Raw genomic sequence first — 2,357 nt, 5'->3', positions numbered from 1 at the left:
GGTGGGCGCAGCGCCAACACCGCGACCAGCGCCAGCGTGGCCAGTGCGGCACCGGCGATGATGCTGTGGCGGATCGCCCGTCGCCGCGCCATGTTGACCACGCCGGTCTCCACATCGCCCGGCAGATACGGCTTGAGCAGTGGCCAGAGCCGCGTGCCATCCAGGACTTCGATGGACTGTTTTTCTGCAGCGGCCAGGCCTTCGCGCTCCATGCGGCCCTCGGTCACCATCACGCCGCCGCCGGCACCGGCCAGCCGCGCCATCGCACCCAGCTCGTTCACGGCAGCCACGCCGATGCGATAGCCGCGGCCATGCTTGCAGGCCACCAGACGGGTGCCGTGATCGGTCTGCATCATGAAGTCGGCCGTGGGCAGTCCGTCCTGCGGCAGCTGGACCGGCTGCCAGCCGCGCTGGTCCTGCAGGACCCGCAGCACCACGGCGGAAAAATCGCGCCAGTGCATGGCTGCCAGCGCGCGGATGCCCGCATCGGTTTCGTTGGCGCGACGTCGCACCAGCCAGAAGTAGACAGACACCGCCAGCCAGAGCAGCGGTGCGGCCAGGAGCGCCAAGATCCAGGAAGGCATAAGCATCAAGCGAGGGTATGGCGCGTATAACGAATCGGTACGCCTAGAAGAATCCTTCGCGCAGGTTTCGTCAATGGATCGCAGGTAGGGATGTCACGAGCCGTGACCCAGGCAGCGAAAGACCCGCCAGTCCGAAGCCGTGAGGGGAGGGGAGCAAACGGACTTCGTGTTGCAGGACTGGCGGGTCCTTCCCGATTGTCCGAAAAATAATGCTGCTTTGCAACATCACGTCTGGGCGCGGCGATTGACCGATCACTGGTGCGCAAACGTGGCTCGGTGTGGCGACGCCAGCACCGCTTGCGACACCATCCTGCGTCATGGCGCCCAGCCTATCGGCAGCCTGACGGAGGCCTCAGGGGTGCCGACAGCCCACGCCCGATCCAACTCCGAAGAGTTGCACCGGAAACCCACATGCAGATCGGACTGTGGTCTCTACCCGCCGCTGGGCCGGTCTGATTTCGCCATTACCCGCGGCGGTAACGCTTATTCCCCGTCGAACGCGGCCGGATTGCCGGTCGATGAGCCCGCGTCGCTGCTCGCAGCCTGTGCGGCCTGGTTGGCGGTGCGGTTGGCCCGTTTGGTTGCGGCGGTGTTGGCCCGCACCTGCGCCTTCAACGATTCGACCTCGCGACGCAGGTTTTCCAGCTCTTCCTGCTCGGGGATATTGAGCGTGCGCAGCACCCCTTTGACGCGCTCGTCGAAGGCCTTGCCGAGCTTGTCCCAGCCGCGCACTGCGGTATCGCGGGCCTGCTCGAACTGGGTCTCCACTTCCTCGCGCAGCTCGTCCACGCTGTCGGCAGCCTTGCGCTGGCCGCTGCGTTCGTAGGCGGCGCCTTCGCGCACCAGCGAGTCGAACAACTTGCCGCCTTCGCTCTGCACGCGGCCCAGTGCGCCGAGTCCGGCCAGCCATACGGTCTGCGCAGACTCGCCAAGCCGCCGCGAAATCTGCTCTGCCTGGGCCTGGAAGCCCGACGCCGTGGTGTCACGGTTACCGTTTTGATCGTATCCGGTCGTCATGCGATGCTCCTGTCGATTGCCAAAGTGACGTTGCGTTCACCCTAGTGCCGGCCCTGCATCGGGCAGGTGAAGCGGTGCCCGACCCGGTCCGGCTCAAGCATCCGCCCATCGCGTGCGGGGCGGGTGACTTGGCGCTGAAGCAGCTGCAACGACCGCGCTCGCTCAGGCGAGCTTTTCCGAGAGCAGGCGACGGATTTCCGATTCCACCATCGGCTGCATGGCCGATAGCAGGAAGCCGAGTTCGGCAGTGACATGCACCTGCTGCGGCAGTAGCGCGATCGCCCCGTCCACGCCGGCGCGGGAGATGCGCAAGGTGTCGCCTTCCCAATGCGAGGCAACGCCGTAGCGATCGGTCAGCTTGCGCGCCGCCTCGTCGATCGCCGCGCGGGCCTGTGCCGGCGGCAGGGAATGGTCGTGGCGGATATCGATGCTGGACATGAGCTGCCTGGGTAGGACGAAAGTAATCGCCCATTGTGCGCATGCGCGCGGCTGGCTCCAAGTGTGGATGGACGCGGCAAGGCCGCACTGAGGCGAGCGAGGCGACGCGGTGACGGACGTGGCCCGCATTTCGAACGCGGGGGTAGCGGCTGCGCGCGATGCCGGCACCCAGCCACTGGGCGCGAGGTTGTTGGCCGCTGGCGGGGGCAAACCTGTTAGTCTGCCGCGGGTGCGCGACCTGCAAGTTCATTTCACTCACCGGCAGCAGCCGGATCATTCCCTCAAGCCCGGCGTCCACCGGATCGTCCCTCCTGCCTC

At 66.5% G+C, this 2,357-nt stretch carries 3 protein-coding genes; all 3 read right to left on the bottom strand.

Annotated features, from left to right (window positions below; translation table 11 throughout):
* Positions 1-590 (bottom strand): restriction endonuclease (locus Y887_RS17515; RefSeq protein ID WP_046965566.1); only part of this gene is annotated, 590 nt, incomplete at its 3' end.
* Between the two features lie 477 nt (positions 591-1,067).
* Entirely contained in the window at positions 1,068-1,601 is a 534-nt protein-coding gene (locus Y887_RS17510) for a phasin family protein (protein ID WP_046965565.1), read from the bottom strand.
* Between the two features lie 162 nt (positions 1,602-1,763).
* Entirely contained in the window at positions 1,764-2,039 is a 276-nt protein-coding gene (locus tag Y887_RS17505) for a polyhydroxyalkanoic acid system family protein (protein WP_005991192.1), read from the bottom strand.
* Between the last annotated feature and the right edge of the window lie 318 nt (positions 2,040-2,357).

This window comes from Xanthomonas pisi DSM 18956, assembly GCF_001010415.1.
GTDB classification, from domain to species: domain Bacteria; phylum Pseudomonadota; class Gammaproteobacteria; order Xanthomonadales; family Xanthomonadaceae; genus Xanthomonas; species Xanthomonas pisi.
This window is presented reverse-complemented; position numbering and strand designations above follow the sequence as displayed.